Annotated in this window: 13 protein-coding genes; 10 read left to right on the top strand and 3 right to left on the bottom strand. The window is 66.0% G+C overall.

Annotated features, from left to right (window positions below):
* The first annotated feature begins 414 nt into the window (after positions 1 to 414).
* The 7 genes from JVX91_RS14710 (at position 415) to JVX91_RS14680 (ending at position 8,159) form a co-directional block, all read left to right on the top strand.
* Positions 415 to 1,329: an urea transporter gene (locus tag JVX91_RS14710; RefSeq protein WP_205339890.1), complete on the top strand. Its 915-nt coding sequence runs from the start codon at positions 415 to 417 to the stop codon at positions 1,327 to 1,329.
* 33 nt (positions 1,330 to 1,362) lie between these two features.
* Entirely contained in the window at positions 1,363 to 2,199 is an 837-nt protein-coding gene (gene dapF, locus JVX91_RS14705) for a diaminopimelate epimerase (RefSeq protein ID WP_205339889.1), read from the top strand.
* Positions 2,200 to 2,403: 204 nt separating this feature from the next.
* Entirely contained in the window at positions 2,404 to 3,648 is a 1,245-nt protein-coding gene (sstT, locus tag JVX91_RS14700; protein ID WP_205339888.1) for a serine/threonine transporter SstT, read from the top strand.
* Positions 3,649 to 3,724: 76 nt separating this feature from the next.
* Positions 3,725 to 4,576 carry an ion transporter gene (locus JVX91_RS14695; RefSeq protein WP_205339887.1) on the top strand — a complete coding sequence of 284 codons (852 nt, stop codon included), beginning with the start codon at positions 3,725 to 3,727 and terminating at the stop codon, positions 4,574 to 4,576.
* 147 nt (positions 4,577 to 4,723) lie between these two features.
* Positions 4,724 to 6,382, top strand: coding sequence for a mucoidy inhibitor MuiA family protein (locus JVX91_RS14690; RefSeq protein WP_240201743.1), 1,659 nt, complete (start codon positions 4,724 to 4,726; stop codon positions 6,380 to 6,382).
* Between the two features lie 72 nt (positions 6,383 to 6,454).
* Entirely contained in the window at positions 6,455 to 7,078 is a 624-nt protein-coding gene (locus tag JVX91_RS14685) for a hypothetical protein (RefSeq protein ID WP_205339886.1), read from the top strand.
* Positions 7,079 to 7,160: 82 nt separating this feature from the next.
* A complete protein-coding gene (locus JVX91_RS14680; RefSeq protein WP_205339885.1) occupies positions 7,161 to 8,159 on the top strand; it encodes a sulfate ABC transporter substrate-binding protein in 999 nt (332 codons plus the stop codon).
* Between the two features lie 289 nt (positions 8,160 to 8,448).
* Here the strand turns inward: JVX91_RS14680 and JVX91_RS14675 are convergent, their stop codons facing one another.
* Entirely contained in the window at positions 8,449 to 9,552 is a 1,104-nt protein-coding gene (locus tag JVX91_RS14675; protein ID WP_205339884.1) for a P1 family peptidase, read from the bottom strand.
* A 28-nt stretch (positions 9,553 to 9,580) separates the two neighbouring features.
* On the bottom strand, positions 9,581 to 10,945 hold the full coding sequence (locus tag JVX91_RS14670) for an APC family permease (RefSeq protein WP_205339883.1): 1,365 nt from the start codon (positions 10,943 to 10,945) through the stop codon (positions 9,581 to 9,583).
* 206 nt (positions 10,946 to 11,151) lie between these two features.
* Here JVX91_RS14670 and JVX91_RS14665 point away from each other — a divergent pair, with 206 nt between their 5' ends.
* The 3 genes from JVX91_RS14665 to JVX91_RS14655 all read left to right on the top strand — a co-directional run bounded on the left by JVX91_RS14665 (position 11,152) and on the right by JVX91_RS14655 (position 14,238).
* Positions 11,152 to 11,955 (top strand): helix-turn-helix transcriptional regulator, encoded by an 804-nt coding sequence (locus JVX91_RS14665; protein WP_205339882.1) that lies wholly within the window; start codon positions 11,152 to 11,154, stop codon positions 11,953 to 11,955.
* Positions 11,956 to 12,120: 165 nt separating this feature from the next.
* Complete coding sequence (locus tag JVX91_RS14660; RefSeq protein ID WP_205339881.1) at positions 12,121 to 12,705, top strand: HD domain-containing protein; 585 nt, start codon at positions 12,121 to 12,123, stop codon at positions 12,703 to 12,705.
* A 141-nt stretch (positions 12,706 to 12,846) separates the two neighbouring features.
* Positions 12,847 to 14,238, top strand: coding sequence for an adenylate/guanylate cyclase domain-containing protein (locus JVX91_RS14655; protein ID WP_205339880.1), 1,392 nt, complete (start codon positions 12,847 to 12,849; stop codon positions 14,236 to 14,238).
* A 505-nt stretch (positions 14,239 to 14,743) separates the two neighbouring features.
* Here the strand turns inward: JVX91_RS14655 and JVX91_RS14650 are convergent.
* Complete coding sequence (locus JVX91_RS14650; RefSeq protein WP_205339879.1) at positions 14,744 to 16,045, bottom strand: dicarboxylate/amino acid:cation symporter; 1,302 nt, start codon at positions 16,043 to 16,045, stop codon at positions 14,744 to 14,746.
* Positions 16,046 to 16,176: the final 131 nt, after the last annotated feature.

The raw sequence follows: 16,176 nt of genomic DNA, 5'->3' as shown, positions 1-16,176 counted from the left end.
CCCCTCTCCCCCTGGGAGAGGGCTGGGGTGAGGGAAAGCAGGCTGCCAGAAGAAACACCGAGTTCAGGAGCCACGCCAACGCGCGTGCCTCCGCACCGAGTCACTCCCGGACGGACGGGGCCGGGAATACGGGGCCGCGTCCCCGTCCGTCCGGGTTTGACCTTGATATTGAATGCTTGAGCACCAAATGCTTGTCGGTCCATGGCCCCCACGCAGCAACTCCCAATGCTGGCCATGGAACTTTGAGGCTGTTGGCGGCGATCCCGCCGGCAGCCTCTTTTCTTTTTCCAACCCCGTGGCGCGGTCCCGTATGGCGGCGTCACAGAATGCTCACGCACTGCTCGTCGATGGGGCCTCGATGCCCCACACCTACCGAAGCGCTGCGGAGCCCCACTTAACCTGCCCTGTACCCACATGCACCTGAATCCCCTTTCCTGGAAACATCAGCTCCGCGCCCGGCTGATCGGCTTCGGTCAGATCTACCTGCAGGCTGACGCACGCTTCGGCCTGATCCTCCTGCTGACCATCGCCTGGTCCGCACCGCAGCTGCTGCCCGGCGCCTTGCTGGGCGCCCTGCTCGGCCCGCTCACCGCGCGCTTCGTGCGCGAGCCGCAAGCGGACATCGACGCCGGCCTGCACGACTACAGCCCGATACTCATCGGCCTGCTGCTGCCCTTCGTGTTCCAGTGGTCGCTGGGGCTGGTGATGCTGACCATCGCTGCCATCCTCACCTCGGTGGCGGTGCAGGCCGTGCTGTTGCGGCAGTCACGCCAGCGCTTCGGCCTGCCCGCCTATACCTCGGCCTTCGTGCTGCTGGGCTGGGTGTCGGTGGCGCTGGGCAAGGCCCTTGGCTTCGCGCCAGCGGCCGCGACCGCCTGCCTGTCCTGCGGCACGGTGAATCCATTGCTGGACTCGACGACCCTGGGCTTCGGCGAGGTGATCTTCCTCGGAGAACCGCTCGCCGGCCTGACCATCGCCCTCGGCCTGCTGCTGGCGGATCGTCGCGCCGCGTTCTGGGCGCTGGTCGGTGCCGCGGGCGCATTGGCCATCGCGCCGCTGTTCGACTTGCCTGCCGCCTCGGCCCAGGCCGGCCTGCTGGGCCTGAACGGTGCGCTGGCCGGTATCGCCCTGTCGCTGCGCTTCCGCAGCCCCCTGGCGCCGCTGTGCGGCATCCTCCTGGCGGTGCTCCTGCAACCGTGCTTCGCGCTGGTCGGCCTGCCCGCCTTCACCGCGCCGTTCATCCTCGCCTGCTGGCTGGTGATCCTCGGCCAGCGCGTGCTGGAGGCGCTGCTGAGCCAGGGAACGGAACGCACCGGGCCGCGTGTATAGTCAGGGCCTCTCCACTGGCGACGGACCGCGACCATGCACTTCGTGAAATACCAGGCGCTGGGCAATGACTATCTGGTGTACGCCGGCAAGGCGCCCTTTGCCCTGACGCCGGCGCAGATCGGCCGGGTCTGCGACCGCCACTTCGGCATCGGCTCCGACGGCATCCTGCTGGCGAATCACAGCGACAGCGCCTTCGGCCTGCGCATCCTCAACCCGGACGGCTCGGAAGCGGAGAAGAGCGGCAACGGCCTGCGCATCTTCTCCCGCTATCTATGGGATTGCGGATTGGTCGCAGACCAGCCGTTCGACATCGTCACCGCCGGCGGCACGGTCACCAGCCAGGTATCCGATGAAGGCCGCACCGTGGAAGTGTCCATGGGCCGCGCCGAGTTCGCCTGTGCAAGGATTCCGGTGCTGGTCGATGCCCCCGAGGCGCTGAGCTATCCGCTGGAAATCGACGGCTTCGCGCTGGAGATCAGCGCCGTTTCCATGGGCAACCCGCACTGCGTGGTTTTCGTCGAACAGACCAGCCCCGAGCTGGCCCACCGCCTCGGCCCATTGCTGGAAAACCACCCGCTGTTCCCCCGGCGCACCAACGTCCAGTTCGTCCAGTGGTTAGCCCGCGATGCGCTGCGCGTGGAAATCTGGGAGCGCGGCGCCGGCTACACGCTGTCCTCCGGCACCAGCAGTTGTGCGGCGGCTTCGGTGGCGCGCAGGCTAGACCTGTGCGACGAACAGATCGAGCTGCACCTGGCCGGTGGGCTGCTGCACATCCGCGTCGACGACGACTTCCAGGTGACCATGCGCGGCGCCGTGCAGCGCGTCGCCGGTATCGACCTGGACCCGGAATCCTTCGCCGACCTAGGCTGAAATCCAGCTTTCTCCGACGTGACCGGCATGGATCAATGCCGGCGCACGCACAGCCGTCCAGACTGCGACCTGACACCTGAAGAAGCACAACTCGACCGATCAATCGACGGGTAGCCGCGCATTTGCCGCCTCCAGACGGCATAATCCGCGCCCTTTCGCTTCCGGGCTTCCGGTGCGATCCCACTCAACGCAGCGAACGATGTCATGACGCTTCCCTCTCCCACTCTCCTGCAGCGGCTCAAGGGCACCAGCCTGGTCCTGCGGATCTTCATCGGCATGCTCTGCGGCATCGCCCTCGCCGTGCTCTGGCCGCAAGGCGCGCAGGCGGTCGGCCTGCTCGGCAAGCTGTTCATCTCCGCGCTGAAGGCCGTGGCACCCGTCCTGGTGCTGGTACTGGTGATGGCCTCCATCGCCAACCACAAGCAGGGCCAGCGCACCCACATCCGACCGATCCTGATGCTCTATCTGATCGGCACCTTCTCCGCCGCGGTAGTTGCGGTGATCGCCAGCTTCGCCTTCCCGTCGAACCTGGTGCTGCATGCGCCCAGCAGCGAACTCGCCCCGCCCGGTGGCATCGGCGAAGTGCTGCGTTCGCTGCTGTTCAGCGTCACCACCAACCCGGTGAAGGCGCTGCTGGAGGCGGACTTCATCGCCATTCTGGCCTGGGCCATCGGCCTGGGTATTGCCCTGCGCCACGCTCGCCAGACCACTCGCGACCTGCTGGATGACATGGCCAACGGCGTCACCCTGATCGTCCGCGTCGTCATCGCCTTCGCCCCGCTGGGCATCTTCGGCCTGGTGGCCGGCACCATCGCCGAATCCGGCTTCGACGCCCTGCTCGGCTACCTGCATCTGCTGGCCGTGCTGCTGGGCTGCATGCTGTTCGTGGCGCTGGTGGTCAACCCGCTGATCGTCTTCGCCAAGATCCGTCGCAACCCTTACCCGCTGGTGCTGATGTGCCTGCGCGAGAGCGGCATCACCGCCTTCTTCACCCGCAGCTCGGCGGCCAACATCCCGGTCAACCTGCAGCTGTGCGAACGCCTGGGTCTGCACGAGGACACCTACTCGGTGTCGATCCCGCTGGGCGCAACCATCAACATGGCCGGCGCCGCCATCACCATCAGCGTGCTGACCCTGGCGGCGGTACACACCTTAGGGATAGCCGTGGACCTGCCCACCGCCATCCTGCTCAGCGTGGTCGCCTCGATCTGCGCCTGCGGCGCATCCGGCGTGGCCGGCGGCTCGCTGCTGCTGATCCCGCTGGCCTGCGGCCTGTTCGGCATCTCCAGCGAAGTGGCGATGCAGGTGGTGGCGGTCGGCTTCATCATCGGTATCCTCCAGGACTCGGCCGAGACCGCGCTGAACTCCTCCACCGACGTGCTGTTCACCGCCGCGGCCTGCATGGCCGAAGGCGACGTCGACGAGCAGCAGGCGACCGAGCGCGCCTGATCCTCCCGGTGGGGCGGCACCAGCCGCCCCGCCGCATCTCGGCTAAGGTGACTGAACCCGTTTCGCGGATTCATCCATGGCCGACACCCAAAGCTGGCGCCAGCGCCTCTACGTCATCATCTTCCAGTCCGACACGGTCGCCGGCCGGCGCTTCGACAGCGCGCTGCTGATCGTCATCCTCGCCAGCCTGCTGGTGGTGATCCTCGACAGCGTGGACGAGATCAGCAACGCCTACGGCGGCCTGCTCAGCGACATCGAGTGGGTGATCAACGGCCTGTTCCTGATCGAGTACCTGCTGCGCCTGTACTGCTCGCCCAAGCCGTTGCGCTACGCCCTGAGCTTCTACGGGCTGGTGGACCTGCTGGCGGTGCTGCCGGGGGTGATCGCCATCTTCTACCCCAACGCCCAGTACCTGCTGGTGATCCGCATCGTGCGGGTGCTGCGCATCTTCCGCATCCTCAAGCTGCGCCAGTACCTGCGCCAGGCCGACTTCCTGCTCACCGCGCTGCGCGGCAGCCAGCAGAAGATCACGGTGTTCTTCGTCTCGGTGATGAGCCTGGTGACGGTGTTCGGCTCGCTGATGTACGTGGTCGAAGGCCCGGAGCACGGCTTCACCAGCATCCCGCGCGGCATCTACTGGGCCATCGTCACCCTGACCACCGTGGGCTTCGGCGACATCACCCCGAAGACACCGCTGGGCCAGGCCATCGCCAGCCTGGTAATGCTCACCGGCTACTCGATCATCGCGGTACCCACCGGCATCTTCAGCGCCGAACTGCACAACGCCATGCGCCAGGAGCGCCCGCCAGGGCAACTGGACAAGCCCTGCCCGGCCTGCGCCAAGGCCAGCCACGAGGCCGAAGCGGCGTTCTGCTCGCGCTGCGGCAACGCGCTGTTCCCAAGGGCGGATGACACTGCCAGCGGCTGACCCCAGGTAACCGTTCGTCGCCCATCGCGGCATGAATTCACCCAGGCTCAACCCGTTGCCTGTGCTCTCTTCGTCACAAGCGCCATGGACGGACGCCATGGTGGCGTTCCGCAGTGCCGGTCGCCTTCCAGGCCCCGAGGTGAGCACATGCCCTTTCGACTCCACCCACTGATCCTCGCCATGGCCGGCGCGCTGGCCAGTACCCCGCTGCTGGCGGCACCGCAGGTGGCTGACAGCCGCATCAGCGCGGTCACGGTCTACACCGACCGCGCCATCGTCACCCGCACCGCTACTCTGCAGTTGCCCGCCGGCCAGCATGAGATCGCCGTGGAGCAGTTGCCCCTGCGCATCGACGACAACAGCCTGCAGGCCTCGCTCAGCGCCAGCGCCGCCGCCACCCTGCTCGACGTCAGCAGCGCGCCGCAGGTATCGCCGCCTTCGCAGGACAATCGCCTGCAACTGCTGGACGCGCAGCTGCGCGACATCGAGCGGCAGGAACGCGAGATCAGCGACCGTGGCAGCGTGCTGGAAAACCAGAAGCAGTTCCTCGCCGACATCCAGGCCAGCAGCACAAAGCCGGGCAAGAACCAGACCCTGCCGAGCATCGACGAACTGAAGAACCTGCTGCAGATGAGCGAGGGCAACCTGGGGCGCATCCTCGACGAGCAACGCAAGCTCGACCAGCAGGGCGAGGAGCTACAACAGCGCAAGCAGGAGCTGGGGAACCAGCGCAGCCACCTGGCCGGTGACGGCACCCACTACAAGCGGGCCATCCTCCGCGTGGCGCTGGAGAAGCCCGCGCAGGTCCGCCTGCAGCTGAGCTACACGCTCTACGACGCCTCCTGGCGCCCGGCCTACGACGCCCGCCTGCGCGACGGCGAGGACAAGATCGAGATGACCTACCAGGGCATCGTCCGGCAGAGCAGCGGCGAGGACTGGACCGACGTCGACCTCACCCTGTCCACCGCGCGGCCCAATCTGGGCAGCGCCGTGCCGGCCCTGTCGCCATGGATCGTGGATACCGCCATGGACCGCCGCAAGATGCTTGACTCCAGCGCCATGCCCGCGCCCGCCGCACCGATGATGGCAATGGAAGCCAAGAAGGTGCAGAACTTCGAGATGAAGGACGAAGCACTGGTCGACGCCATGACGGAAATGCCCGTTGCCGTCGCCGACGTGAGCGGCGCCATGACCAGCGCGTCCTTCCACATCCCGGCGCGCGCCACGCTCAACAGCGATGGCAGCTCGCAGAAGGTTTCCATCGCCCAGTTCAAGCTGCCGGCAACCTTCCGCTACCTGGCCACGCCATCGCTACGCGAAGCCGCCTACCTGCAGGCCGACACCCGCAACGCCAGCGACTATCCGCTGCTGCCCGGCACGCTCAACACCTACCTGGGCAACACCTTCGTCGCCAGCGGCCAGCTGCGCACGGTGATGCCGGGCGAGACCTTCGAGCTGGCGCTGGGCGGCGACGAGGCCATGTCGATCAAGCGCAAGCTGGTCAACCGTTACACCGACTACACCGGCCTCACCGGCGGCCGCAAGCGCATCACCTACGAGTTCCGCATCGACGCGCAGAACAACCACAAGACCGAGCAGCACCTGCAGTTCAAGGACCAGCTTCCGGTCTCGCGCAACGAGCAGATCAAGGTGGCCCTGCTGGAGCCCGAAGGCCAGGAGGCCAAGCGCGAAGACGACGGCAAGCTGCTGTGGGACTGGCAGCTGAAACCCGGCGAGAAGCGCAGCACGACCTTCAAGTTCAGCGTCGAGTATCCCAAGGAGCTGGACGTCAGCGGGCTGGATTGACGACTGCGGGGGCAGTCATTGCCCGACCGGCCTGCTAGGCTGCCGGGCAACCTTCCCCTTCGTGGAGCATCGATGCGCGCACTCGACCCATTGCGCTGGGAATCGCTCTGGCAACAGCTCGGCGGCGCCCCGCCGCCGGGCAGTTTCGCCGAGCTGGAGCGCCTTTACGGCGGCAGCGACCGGCACTACCACAGCACGCAGCACATCCTTGCGTGCCTGGCCCACCTGGACCGTCTGCAGCGCCTGGCCCGGCAACCGGCCCAGGTGGAACTGGCGTTGTGGCTGCACGACGTGATCTATGACACCCGACGCCAGGACAACGAGGCCGCCAGCGCGGCGCTCGCCTGCAATTGGCTCGCCGAGGCCGGTCTCGACCAGCATCGCGAAGCGCTGCGGGAGCTGATCATGGCGACCTGTCACCAGGCCGGCGGGCTTGCTGGCGATGCTGCGCTGGTGGCGGACATCGATCTCTCCATTCTCGCGAGCGCCCCGCCCGTTTACGCCGAGTACCAGGCCGCGGTGCGCCGCGAATATGCGTGGGTGCCGCAAGCGCTGTTCGATGCGGGGCGCGCCAAGGTGCTGCGCCAGTTGCTCGACCAGCCGCAGCTCTACCAGCTCCCGTCATTGCGGCAGGAGTGGGAGACCCAGGCGCGGGAGAACCTCGAAGGGGAACTGCGGCCCCTGATCCCCGCATAAGCAAATAGCCTTTAAGTATTTAAGTGCCATATAACCTGTCGGCATAATCGACACCCAACAACACTGCCAAAAGGAACTGCTCGTGAAACGTCTGTTCAGCGCCTCGCTGCTGGCCGCCGGCCTTGCCCTGGCCTCTGCCGCCCAGGCCGCCCAGCCCCTGCTCAACGTCTCCTATGACGTAATGCGTGACTTCTACAAGGACTACAACGCCGCCTTCCAGAAACACTGGCAAGCCGAGAAAGGCGAGAAGATCACCATCCAGATGTCCCACGGCGGTTCCAGCAAACAGGCCCGCGCCGTGATCGACGGCCTGCCGGCCGACGTCATCACCATGAACCAGGCCACCGACATCGACGCCCTGGCCGACAATGGCGGCCTGGTGCCGAAGGACTGGGCCAGCCGCCTGCCGAACAACAGCGCGCCGTTCACCTCTGCCACCGTGTTCATCGTGCGCAAGGGCAACCCCAAGGGCCTGAAGGACTGGAACGACCTGGTGAAGCCGGGCGTGCAGGTCGTGGTACCGAACCCCAAGACCTCCGGCAACGGCCGCTACACCTATCTCTCCGCCTGGGGCTACGCGCAGAAGCACGGCGCCGATGAAGCCAAGGCCAAGGAATTCGTCGCCCAGCTGTTCAAGAACGTCCCGGTGCTGGATACCGGCGGCCGCGCGGCGACCACCACCTTCATGCAGAACCAGATCGGCGACGTGCTGGTGACCTTCGAGAACGAAGCCGAGATGATCGCCCGCGAGTTCGGCCGTGGCGGCTTCGAAGTGGTCTACCCGAGCGTCTCCGCCGAAGCCGAGCCGCCGGTGGCCGTGGTCGACAAGGTAGTCGACAAGAAAGGTACCCGCGCCGAAGCCGAGGCCTACCTGAAGTACCTGTGGTCCGACGAAGGCCAGACCATCGCGGCGAACAACTACCTGCGCCCGCGCAACCCGGAAGTGCTGGCCAAGTTCTCCGACCGCTTCCCGAAAGTAGACTTCTTCTCCGTGGTGAAGACCTTCGGCGACTGGCGCACCGTGCAGAAGACCCACTTCGCCGACGGTGGCGTGTTCGACCAGATCTATACCCCGAACTGATTCGGGGAGCCGTGCCGCCAGAGATGGGCGCGGCGTAGGAGCGGACTGTGTCCGCGATGGCTTCCGGCGCAATGCGGACCTATCGCGGACGCAGTCCGCTCCTACACAAACGAAGAAGCCGGAGCTGCCCAGCAGCTCCGGCTTTTTTCATGGCACGGACTTCCTTTGTAGGAGCGAGCTTGCTCGCGAACCCGCCCAGCGCCAGAGCGGCCGGAAAACCCGTTCGCGCGCAAGAACCAGGCGTCCCCCACGCTCCTACAGGGGACACCCAGCCACCGACCACCGCTGGTTAGCGCTCCCCCTTCCAACCGACCTCGCGCAGCGCCGCCAGCAGGCGCTCCCCAGTCAGCGCCGGCACCAGCACGCCGTCATCGGTGCGCATGTCCTTGCCGGCCAGCAGCACATTGACGATGGCCTCTTCCACCGCCTCGACCGCAGCGGCGAAAAGCGGCGAGATGTGGTCGTTGTTGACCATCTCCAGCGCCGTGGCGAACGGCAGGTTCTTGCGCCCGTAGTCCGCCGGCGGCAGGTCGCGGTTGCCAGTGGCGAAGGCGAGGAAGATGTCGCCGCTGGAATCGTCGGTCCCGCCGCCGGTGCGGGCGATCCCCAGCGAGGCGCGTTGCGCCAGGCGCTGGCACTGGTGCGGCAGCAATGGCGCGTCGGTGGCGAGGATCACCACGATGGAGCCCATGCCCGGCGTGCCCTGTTCGGCGAAGGGCGACGGCACATCGCCCAGGTGACGCCCGACCGGATAGCCATCCACCCGCAGCTCGCGGCGCTGGCCGTGGTTGGCCTGCACCAGCGCGCCCACCGTCCAGCCGCCCTGCTCCGCCGGCAGCTTGCGCGAGGCCGTACCGATGCCGCCCTTGAACTCGTGGCAGATCATCCCCGTGCCGCCGCCCACCGGGCCTTCCCGCACCGGGCCGGATTCGGCCGCGGCCAGCGCCTCGCGCACCTGCTCGGCGCCCACATGCTGGCCCCAGATGTCGTTGAGCAGCCCGTCATAGGTTTCCATCACCACCGGCATGCACCAGTAGATGGACGGGTCGGCCAGCTCGGCATGCTCGGCGGCGATCAGCGCATCGCGCACCGCGCCCACGCTGTGGGTGTTGGTGATGGCGATGGGCGTGGTCAGCAGCCCCGCCTCGCGAATCCACTCCAGTCCCGTGGCGTCGCCATTGCCGTTGAGCACATGGCAGCCGGCAAAACAGGGTTGCTGGCGTGCCGCCCCCTCGCGCGGCTGGACCACCGTGACCCCGGTGCGTACGGCGCGACCATCGCGCTCGCCTATCAGCGTGCTGTGGCCGACGCGGATGCCGGGAACGTCGGTGATGGCGTTGAACTCGCCGGGCGTGCCCAGGCCGAGGGTGATGCCGAGTTGACGAGCGCGCATGCTGTCTCCTTGGTTGTCGAACAGGGTTTCAGAGCTTCTGGAAGGCCGGGCTGAGCTTGCCGTAGGTGCTGTAGAGAATCACCGACACAGCCAGTATCCCGACAATGATCATGATGTCCCGCGAGGAAGCGTCCATCAGCAGGTTGAGCAACAGGTAACCGGCGCCGACCACGGCCAGCATCGCCGGCAACGGCCACAGCGGCATGCGGTAAGGGTGCTCGCGGTCGCGGCGCAGCACGCGGCTGAACAGCGCGCAGAGCGCCACCACCAGGTAGACCATCACCAGCAGCAGGACCGTGAAGGAGGTCAGCTCCTCCAGGTTCGAGCTGAAGCTCAGCGCTGCCGAAGGGACGCCGAGGAACAGCGTGGCTATCCACGGCGATTCCCAGCGCGGATGGATGCGGGTGAAGGCGCGGTTCATCAGCGGCGTCCACAGCTCGTCACGGCCGCTGCTGAAGATCACCCGGCCGACCTGAATGACGATGGCGACGATGGCGTTGAACACCGAGAGGAAGATGCCGGCGCTGACCAGCCGCGACAGCGTTTCGTTGCCGTGGGCGGTGAGCAGGTAGCCAACCGGATCGGGGCTGGCGATCATGTCTTTCAGCGAAGGCGCGCCCAGCAACAGCGCGGTCAGCGGAACGATCTCGATCGCCACCACCAGTACCAGCGACCAGATCACCGCCCGGTGTACGTTGCGCCCGCCGCACTTCATGTCCTCGGCCAGCAGCACCGCGCCGCCGAAGCCGTTGTAGGAGAACAGCGCGGTACCCACGGCGCCGATCACCAGCGCCCAGGGCGCGGCGGCCAGTATCCCGCCGTCGATGTGCTGCGGCTGCATCAGTACGCTCATCGGCTGGCTGACATGGCCGAAGCCGAGCACCACGATCACCAGCAGCGCCGCCACTTCGCAGAGCAGAAACACGCCGGTGATCCAGGCATTCACGCGGATATTCAGGATGCCCAGCACGTAGCTGGCAGCGACGATTACCAGGGCGACGGTCTGGGTGTCGAAGTTCGTCCCCAGGGCGTTGTTGAGGTAGGTCGCCGCGCCGGTTGCCAGCACGGGCGGGATGAACAGCAGCGAGACCAGTACGGTGAGGAAAGTGGCGTAGCCGGCGAGCCCGCCGAATACGCGCTTGGCGTAGACGTATTCGCCACCGGCGGAGCTGTGGGCGCGCCCCAGCTCGGCGTAGCACCAGGCGAACATCAGGGCCAGGAAGCCGGCGAAGACGAACGCCAGGAAGGCGCCGCTGCCGGCCTGCTGGATGGCGAAGGGAGCGATGACGAAAACGGAGCTGGCGGGAGTGACCGCCGAGACGGTGATGGCGACTACGTCGAGCACGCCCAGGCTGGGCTTGAGCGCGCTCGCTGGCGCAGGGGAAGCGCTCATATCGTTGTTTCCTCGTGTTGTTATTGATGGCTGAGGCAGGAACGAAGACCTTGTCGCGCCCTCTGAGCGGGGCGCTGCGTAGGGTGCAGTCTGGGCATGGCCAGCGTGGCGGCCAATCACCATTTGGGGTTACGCCCCCTTGACGGCGACAGGTTAAAAGGAGGAAACCGTGGGCCCACTCCTCCCCTCTCAGAGAACGCCCCCGGATGCACACCCTGTTCCGCGAAGTCGGCATGCACGCCAACCTGGGCCGCGCCATCGAGCAGATCGGCCAGCCGCGCTTCTGGAAGCAACTGGTCCTGCTGCTGCACCAGTGGTTGCCGTTCGATAACGCCCTGGCGATGTTCTACCCGGCCAGCGGTACCCCGGTGGCGCTGGAGGAGTACGACGCCGAACCCACGGCCGGCCCGGCGGCCATGGCCATCTACCTGGACGGCCTGTACCAACTCGACCCGTTCTACCAGGCCTGCCGCGAGGGCGTGCCCAGCGGGCTGTACCGGCTGGAGGAAATCTCCCCGGACCAGTTCCGCCAGAGCGAATACTTCCTCAGCTACTTCCACGACAACGTGCTCGAAGACGAGGTGCAGTTCATCCTCCAGCTCCCCGGCCAGGGCGCGCTGTCGCTGTCACTGGGCATGCGCAGGCTGTTCGATGGCGAGCAGACCGGCCTGCTGGCAATGCTTTGCCCGTGGGTACTGGCGCTGATGGCGCAGCACTGGCAGCAACGCAGCCAGCGCCTTCTGCCAGGTGCCAGCGATGGCGTGGCGGTGCAGGTGCGCGATGCCCTGAGCCATTTCGGCGCGGGCGTGCTGTCCGAGCGCGAGTTGGAGATCGCCCGGCTGATCCTGCGGGGTTACTCCTCCAAGGCCATGGCCGAGCGCCTGGCGATCTCGCCGGAGACCATCAAGGTCCACCGCCGCCACCTGTACAACAAGCTCGACATCTCCTCGCAGCCGGAGCTGTTCTCGCTGTTCCTGCAATCGCTGGGGCACGATCCGCAGAACCCCTGAGCGCGCCTTGAACATCAGCCGCCATCCGTGCGGCTGATGCCGCGCCATTCGCGCCCAGCGGGACAGCCCGCTGGCGCCCTGCGGACACTACCGCGCGCCACTCAGGCTTCTAGACTGGACCGGTGCCACCCCAGTCGAACCCAACAACTACAAGAGCACAGCCTGATGAACGCACGCGCCAACTTCACCCACATGGAAGACGGCACCGCCGAGGACTGGGCGATCATCGCCAAGGACTTCGGCCAGTACGCCGCCCTGCTCCCTGACCGCATCATGACCCACCTGCGCCTGCTCGATGGCGACTTCGGCGGCTTCCCGGTGGACCGCCTGACCCACTCGCTACAGACCGCCACCCTGGCCCATCGCGACGGCCGCGAAGAGGAATACGTGGTCTGCGCCCTGCTCCACGACATCGGCGACACCCTCGGCTCGTTCAACCACGCCGACATCGCCGCCGCGATCCTCAAGCCGTTCGTCAGCGAAGCGAACCTGTGGATGATCGAGAAGCACGCGATCTTCCAGGGCTACTACTTCTTCCATCACCTGGGCCTGGATCGGCACCTGCGCGAGCAGTTCAAGGATCACCCGCAGTTCGAGCAGACCATCGAATTCTGCGCGCGCTACGACGCCGCCGCCTTCGATCCGGAGGGCGAAGTGCTGCCGCTGGAGTTCTTCGAGCCCATGCTGCGTCGGGTCTTCGCCCAGCCGCGCCGTTCGATCTACCAGAAGCCCGACGGCACCATGGCCTGAGGGTCCCGAAACGACCGGCGGTCCGCGACGAAGAGTGGCGAACCGCCGCTGGCCCGGGGGCTGCGCATGGAATAAGATTCCCCACAAAATCAGACGCGCAAATGGCCACGAGCCTACGCGCACCAGGGAAGTTTCTTGCGCATGAAGCCTAACGTTCTCGAGCGCCCCAGCACTCCGCTCACCCCAGTTCCTCTGCGCGAATACCATTCCCGCGTGCTGGCCTATATCGCCATCGCCGCGACCATCACTGCCGGCACCTTCGCCAAGTACTTCGGCTACGACATCCTCTGGATGATTCCGTACGCCCTGCTCTACCCGCACCTTGCCCAGCAGGTCAGCCGCCGCTTCAAGCGCGACAACCCGCAGCGCACCCGCCTGGTGCTGCTATTCATCGACGCCCTGCATGCCGGCGTCGCCACCACGCTGATGGGTTTCTCGGAGGTCCCCAGCCTGATGCTGGTGCTGATCCTCGCCTTCTCCGCGCTGATCATCGGCGGCCTGCGCTCCCTCGGCCTGGCCCTGCTGGTGGGGCTGAGCGCGTCGGTACTCTCCGCCGCGCTGATCGGCCCTGGCTACAAGGGCGCCACGCCGACCATCGTCGCGCTGGTCAGCGTGCTGTTCTCCACCCTGTACATCTGCATCACCGCCTTCTTCGTGCACCAGCAGGGGCTGCGCCTGGCCCAGGCGCGCTCGGAGATCACCCTGGAGCAGGAAAAGGCCGCGCGCCTGGCCAGCAACCTGGCCAAGTACCTGTCGCCACAAGTGTGGGAGTCGATCTTCAGCGGCAAACGCACGGTGCGCCTGGAAACCCAGCGCAAGAAGCTCACGGTGTTCTTCTCCGACATCAAGGGCTTCACCGAGCTGTCCGAGGAGCTGGAAGCCGAAGCCCTCACCGACATGCTCAACAACTACCTGAACGAAATGTCGAAGATCGCCCTCAAGTACGGCGGCACCATCGACAAGTTCGTCGGCGACTGCGTGATGGTGTTCTTCGGCGACCCGTCGACCCAGGGCGCCAAGAAGGATGCCGTGGCGGCCGTGTCGATGGCCGTGGCCATGCGCAAGCACATGAAGGTCATGCGCCAGCAGTGGCGCGCCCAGGGCATCACCAAGCCGCTGGAAATCCGCATGGGCCTGAACACCGGCTACTGCACCGTGGGCAACTTCGGCGCCGACACACGCATGGACTACACCATCATCGGCCGCGAGGTGAACCTCGCCAGCCGCCTGGAAAGCGCCGCGGAAGCCGGGGAAATCCTCATCAGCCACGAGACCTACTCGCTGGTGAAGGACGTGCTGATGTGCCGCGACAAAGGCCAGATCGCGGTGAAGGGTTTCAGCAAGCCGGTGCAGATCTACCAGGTGGTCGACTTCCGCCGCGACCTGGGCTCCAACCCCAGCTTCATCGAGCACGAGGTGCCAGGCTTCTCCATGTACCTGGACACCAACAACGTGCAGAACTACGACAAGGAACGGGTCATCCAGGCGCTGCAGCAGGCGGCGGAGAAGCTCAAGGACAAGATCATTCTCTGATCCCTGGGCGTTCTCCCCTCATCCGTTTCCCCGTTCGCCTACGCCCTCCTCCCGCTGAAGCCCACCCGATCGCGGACGGAGTCCCCCCCCCCTACGGTGTATTTCTGTGCTTGGGCCGGCCCTCACCCCAGCCCTCTCCCAGGGGGAGAGGGAGCCGTCTGCGCCGGCTGACACCAAGGCTTCATCCTGCATTGAACGGTCCCCTCTCCCTCTGGGAGAGGGTTAGGGTGAGGGAACATCGCAGGCACGGGCTAACCCCAGGAAGACAGTTACTCCTGCGCTCGCCGGGTATGGCCGATCCACCAGCCAACGTTGTAGGAGCGAGCCTGCTCGCGAACCCGCCCAGCTCCGGAGCTGCCGGGAAACCGTTCGCGAGCAAGCCCGCTCCTGCAAAAAGAGCTGCCGCGCCAACCACCCGCCCATAAAAAAGCCCGCTCATATGAGCGGGCTGGAAAGGCTCCGGTGCTTCACGTTCACCGGGCCGAATTGCTCGTTGGGAAAACCGTCAGGAAGGCTGCAGCTCCGCGGAGTTGCCCGGGCCAGCGGCCAGCTCTGCGGACAGGGTCTTCTCGTCCAGCTGCTTGCACCACTTGGCGACCACGATGGTGGCGACGCCGTTGCCGACCAGGTTGGTCAAGGCGCGCGCTTCGGACATGAAGCGGTCGATACCCAGGATCAGCGCCAGACCGGCAACCGGCAGGTGGCCGACGGCGGACAGGGTGGCGGCCAGCACGATGAAGCCCGAACCGGTAACGCCGGCAGCGCCCTTGGAGGCGATCAGCAGCACGACCAGCAGGGTCAGCTGGTGGGTGATATCCATCGGGGTGTCGGTGGCCTGGGCGATGAACACGGCGGCCATGGTCAGGTAGATCGAGGTGCCGTCCAGGTTGAACGAGTAGCCGGTCGGGATCACCAGGCCGACGACGCTCTTGTCGGCGCCCAACTTCTCCATCTTGGCGATCATGCGCGGCAGGGCCGACTCGGAGGACGAGGTGCCCAGTACGATCAGCAGTTCTTCGCGGATGTAGGCGATGAAGCGCAGGATGCTGAAGCCGTGGGCGCGGGCGATACCGCCCAGCACGATCAGCACGAACAGCAGGCAGGTGATGTAGAAGCACAGCATCAACTGGCCCAGTTGCACCAGCGAACCGAGGCCGTAGGCACCGATGGTGAACGCCATGGCGCCGAAGGCACCGATGGGCGCGACCTTCATGATCACGTTGATGATGTTGAACATCACGTGGGTGATGCGATCGATGAACTGGAACACCGGCTGGCCGTAGTCGCCCATGCGGTGCAGCGCGTAGCCGAACAGCACGGAGAAGAACAGCACCTGGAGGATGTCACCGTTGGCGAAGGCGCCGACCACGGTGCTCGGGATGACGTTCATGAAGAAGTCGATGGTGCTCTGCTTCTCGCCGGACGCGATGAACCCGGTCAGGGCCGCGTTCTTGTTCATCTCCGCGGTCAGCGTAGCGACGTCGGCATGCATGCCGGCACCCGGCTGGACGACGTTGACCACGACCAGGCCGATGATCAGCGCGACGGTGGAAACGATTTCGAAGTACAGCAGTGCCATGCCGCCCGTCTTGCCCACGGCCTTCATGCTCTGCATACCGGCGATGCCGGTTACCACGGTGCAGAAGATGATCGGCGCGATGGCCATCTTGATCAGTTTGACGAAGCCATCGCCCAGCGGCTTCATCAGTTTGGCGGTGTCGGGGTAGAAGTGGCCGAGTGCGATACCGATGGCGATGGCGATCAGTACCTGCACGTACAGGCTTTTGTAGAAGGGTTGCTTGGTCATGGCAGCTCTGTCCTCACGGGCATGCGCTCCTGATGGGGAAACGCAAGACCGAACGCGTTATCTCCCTGCAGTGGGAGAATTTGTTTTCAGGGCATGCCCGAAGGCAGGCCTTGAACGCTTATGGCAAGTGC

This window comes from Pseudomonas sp. PDNC002 (assembly GCF_016919445.1).
Lineage (GTDB): Bacteria > Pseudomonadota > Gammaproteobacteria > Pseudomonadales > Pseudomonadaceae > Pseudomonas.
Note: the sequence above shows the minus strand (reverse complement) of the source record. Positions and strands in the feature narration are given on the sequence as shown.

Excerpts from the sequence above, each read along its gene's own strand:
- JVX91_RS14710 (WP_205339890.1), top strand. The coding sequence starts at position 415 with ATGCACCTGAATCCCCTTTCCTGGAAACATCAGCTCCGCGCCCGGCTG.
- dapF (WP_205339889.1), top strand. The coding sequence starts at position 1,363 with ATGCACTTCGTGAAATACCAGGCGCTGGGCAATGACTATCTGGTGTAC.
- sstT (WP_205339888.1), top strand. The coding sequence starts at position 2,404 with ATGACGCTTCCCTCTCCCACTCTCCTGCAGCGGCTCAAGGGCACCAGC.
- JVX91_RS14695 (WP_205339887.1), top strand. The coding sequence starts at position 3,725 with ATGGCCGACACCCAAAGCTGGCGCCAGCGCCTCTACGTCATCATCTTC.
- JVX91_RS14690 (WP_240201743.1), top strand. The coding sequence starts at position 4,724 with ATGCCCTTTCGACTCCACCCACTGATCCTCGCCATGGCCGGCGCGCTG.
- JVX91_RS14685 (WP_205339886.1), top strand. The coding sequence starts at position 6,455 with ATGCGCGCACTCGACCCATTGCGCTGGGAATCGCTCTGGCAACAGCTC.
- JVX91_RS14675 (WP_205339884.1), bottom strand. The coding sequence starts at position 9,552 with ATGCGCGCTCGTCAACTCGGCATCACCCTCGGCCTGGGCACGCCCGGC.
- JVX91_RS14670 (WP_205339883.1), bottom strand. The coding sequence starts at position 10,945 with ATGAGCGCTTCCCCTGCGCCAGCGAGCGCGCTCAAGCCCAGCCTGGGC.
- JVX91_RS14665 (WP_205339882.1), top strand. The coding sequence starts at position 11,152 with ATGCACACCCTGTTCCGCGAAGTCGGCATGCACGCCAACCTGGGCCGC.
- JVX91_RS14660 (WP_205339881.1), top strand. The coding sequence starts at position 12,121 with ATGAACGCACGCGCCAACTTCACCCACATGGAAGACGGCACCGCCGAG.
- JVX91_RS14655 (WP_205339880.1), top strand. The coding sequence starts at position 12,847 with ATGAAGCCTAACGTTCTCGAGCGCCCCAGCACTCCGCTCACCCCAGTT.
- JVX91_RS14650 (WP_205339879.1), bottom strand. The coding sequence starts at position 16,045 with ATGACCAAGCAACCCTTCTACAAAAGCCTGTACGTGCAGGTACTGATC.